The sequence below is a fragment of the Dietzia sp. Die43 genome (assembly GCF_024519835.1).
Classification (GTDB): Bacteria; Actinomycetota; Actinomycetes; order Mycobacteriales; family Mycobacteriaceae; genus Dietzia; species Dietzia kunjamensis.
In genome coordinates, this window is record NZ_JALJRF010000042.1 from 1 (window position 1) to 3,302 (window position 3,302).

The 3,302-nt window shown below is 65.1% G+C and carries 2 protein-coding genes and 1 pseudogene; 1 reads left to right on the forward strand and 2 read right to left on the reverse strand.

From position 1 onward, the window contains the following. Positions 1 to 69: 69 nt before the first annotated feature. Together NR111_RS18045 and NR111_RS18050 are read right to left on the reverse strand one after the other, a co-directional pair. Entirely contained in the window at positions 70 to 1,470 is a 1,401-nt protein-coding gene (locus NR111_RS18045; RefSeq protein ID WP_206475189.1) for an IS1380 family transposase, read from the reverse strand. Between the two features lie 116 nt (positions 1,471 to 1,586). Then, a pseudogene (locus tag NR111_RS18050) lies at positions 1,587 to 2,081 on the reverse strand (hypothetical protein); the annotation flags it as partial. Here NR111_RS18050 and NR111_RS18055 point away from each other — a divergent pair. Further along, a protein-coding gene (locus NR111_RS18055) for an IS3 family transposase (protein ID WP_206475190.1) occupies positions 2,054 to 3,219 on the forward strand; the annotation gives its coding sequence in 2 pieces (ribosomal slippage) (positions 2,054 to 2,338 and positions 2,341 to 3,219; 1,164 coding nt in all). The pseudogene NR111_RS18050 and the gene NR111_RS18055 sit on opposite strands and share 28 nt — an antisense overlap. Positions 3,220 to 3,302 lie beyond the last annotated feature (83 nt).

Sequence of the window (3,302 nt, forward strand, 5' to 3'; positions counted from 1 at the left end):
ACGGAATCGCAGACGATCTCGGCCACCGAGTTACACCACTCTATGGGGCACTACTGCGGGTGGGTGAGGTTAGGCCGGTTTTGGGATCGCGGCGATCGTGTTGAACACTGCGACGATGGCAGTCGCCCAGGGCCACGTTTCGGGAATCTTCACGCGCCGCCGTCGGCCGCTTCGGACCAGCCGGGCTGCCACGTGCAGGAAGCGGTAGCGCAGCGCTTTGGTCTCGCACAAGGCCAGAACTGCGGCGTCGCCGGTGCAAGCGAGCATCCGGGTCCAGGCCACCAGATCCGCGGCGAGCATCACCGCCACGAGCCAGGCCTGGTTTAAAGCGAACTCCCGCGAGGGCAGACGGCCCAGGCCGGTGTCTTTGGCGTGTCGGATCCGGTCCTCGACCCGGGCGTGAGCCCGGTGTCTGGCCTCGAGGAACTGCAGCTGGCCGGTGGCAGTGTTGGTGACGAATGCTTGGTAGCGCCACCCGTCGATCTCCTCGAACATCGACAACTGAGCACCCGGGTGGGGCCGTTCGCGGCGGACGATGACTCGCATTCCGTCTGGCCACTTGGCGAGCATCCTGGGGCTGAGAAAGCCGGTCAGTTCGGCAACCTCGGCCCCGTCTCGGATGTCGCCGGAGGGATTCAATGCCGGCCCCCACGCAGCCTCTGGGCAGATCGCGATGGCCCGGCGTAGCGGGGCGGTGATGGAGAACCCGACCGAGTACTCCACCCGTCGACCGCGGATGCCGTTCTGTTCGGTGATCCAATCCAGAAGGTCATGGGAGGCGCCTGCACCGTCGGATCGAATCAGCAGGTCACGGCGGTGAGCGGCGGGGATCTGCGCGATCGCCTGGCCCAGGACGTCGATGTGGTCAGCCGCGGTGTTGGACCCGGCATTGCCCGGGCGCAGGCTCGCGGCGAGGAACTCCTCTGTGTTGTCGCACCACACACCGATCGGGTGGTACCCGAACGTGCGCTTGTACGTCGGTGCGGCGTTCTCTTTTTCGCTGTGGGTGACCACGATCGTGGCGTCCACATCGAGCACGATTGTCGATCCCAGATCCCGCCCCGCACATGCCGATGCGGGCACCCCGCCGGGCAGGCGGGACCACACGTGACGGCGGGTGCGGGCACGCGCTACCTGGATCTTCTTGCGCTTGCCGGCAGTGATCTCATCGAGTGTGCGCCACACCGTCGGGGCCGAGGCGACCGGGCCCAGGGCCTCGGATTGGTGGCGCAGGACGCCGATGTCTGAGATGGATTCGCCGCCATCGGCGAGCATCACCGCGACGTCGATCAGTACCCGGCCGCGGTCGTGGATCGGGATGAACCGTCTGCGAGTCATGGCCTTCGACAGTTCGACGGTCAGCCCCACTCGATCCGCCAGAAGGCGGGGTGCGATGGCTCCGGCGTGGGAGATCACCCCGACACCATCAGCAGTAACGGACAGGCCGGACGACCACGAAGTACGCTTCACCTACCGAGTGCTTTCTGCTGGAGAACATGGAACCTTAGACAAGTCCCAGTTTCCCCTGTTCAGGAAGCACTTCGGTCTATTTTCGCCCAGCGATCCGCAGATCCCCGTGAATCAGCGGGGCTAGCGATCTTGTAGCCATTGAGGTGCAGGATCGGCAAAACGGCTCCGTCGCGTGCGGGATTCATGAACTTATTGGAGTGCCAGCTGGCTGCCAGCGGGCCGGTTTCCGCCTCCCCGTCGCCCACCACGGCCGCAACAATAAGGTCGGGGTTGTCGAAGGCTGCCCCGTAGGCGTGTGAGAGAGCGTATCCCAGTTCCCCCCCTTCGTGAATGGAGCCAGGGGTTTCCGGAGCCACATGGCTGGGAATACCCCCGGGGAAGGAAAACTGCTTAAACAGCTGTTTCATCCCCTCCAGGTCCTGGCCCACGTCTGGGTAGGTCTCGCTGTAGGTCCCTTCCAGCCATCCCGCCGCCACCGGGCCTGGACCGCCATGGCCGGGGCCTGGGGTGTACGGGGCTGGTGCACGAGTAGGTGACATCTGATCTGGCTTGCCCTGCCGGGGCGGCCTGGAAGGATGTTGCTGTGCCCAAGCCCTACCCCCAAGAGTTCCGCGACGACGTTGTCCGCGTCGCCCAGGCCCGTGAAGACGGTGTGACGCTCGAGCAGATCGCCGCCGACTTCGGTATCCATCCCATGACGTTGCAGAAGTGGATTCGCAAGACCGACGTCGAGGCCGGGATTAAGTCCGGCACGACCGCGGCGGCATCCCAGGAACTGCGCGAGGCCAAGCGGCGTGTGCGCCTGCTGGAGCAGGAGAACGAGGTTCTGCGCCGCGCTGCTGCCTACCTGTCCCAGGCGAATCTGCCGGGAAAAGGTGGTACCCGCTCGTGAACGAGCTCGCCGCTGACGGCATCCCCGTCACGGTGGCCTGCCGGGTACTTGGAATAGCTCGTCAGCCCTACTACCGATGGCTCAAGAACCCGGTCACCGATGCCGAGCTCGCCGAGGCATACCGCGCCAACGCCCTGTTCGACGCCCACCGCGAAGACCCAGAGTTCGGATACCGCTACCTCGCCGACGAAGCCGAGACCGCAGGCGAGAAGATGTGCCGGCGGACCGCCTGGCGGATCTGCTCTGTCGGCGGCTGGACCAGCGCCATCAGCAAGAAAGGCCGCGGCAAGCATCGCAAGGCAGGCCCGCCCGTGCACGACGATCTCGTCGAGCGAGACTTCACCGCGGTCGGCCCCAATGAGCTGTGGCTGACCGACATCACCGAGCACTGGACGACCGAGGGAAAGCTGTACCTGTGCGCGATCAAGGACGTCTACGCGGGCCGGATCGTTGGGTATTCGATCGACTCCAGGATGAAGTCCCGCCTGGCCGTGGCCGCGCTGAACAGTGCCGTCGCCCGGCGGGGGGACGTGACCGGCTGCATCCTGCACAGCGATAGAGGATCTCAATTTCGCTCGAAGAAAATGCAGAAGGCCATCACCCGGCATGGCATGTTCGGGTCGATGGGAAGGGTCGGTGCTGCTGGGGACAACGCGGCCATGGAGAGCTTCTTCTCGCTGCTGCAGACAGGCGTCCTCGACCGACGATCCTGGGCCAGCAGAGACGAGCTCCGCGCCGCCATCGTGCACTGGATCGAACGGACCTACCACCGCCGCAGACGACAGGACCGCCTCGGCAGATTGACCCCCATCGAATTCGAGACCATCATGACCCACGAGGCCCCTCAGGCCGCGTGACTAACCCTGTCACCTAACCGTGCATCAGGCCCATCGTTCTCCAATCCGCCTCCAACTTGCTTCAGGATCGGTACGGCTTCTTC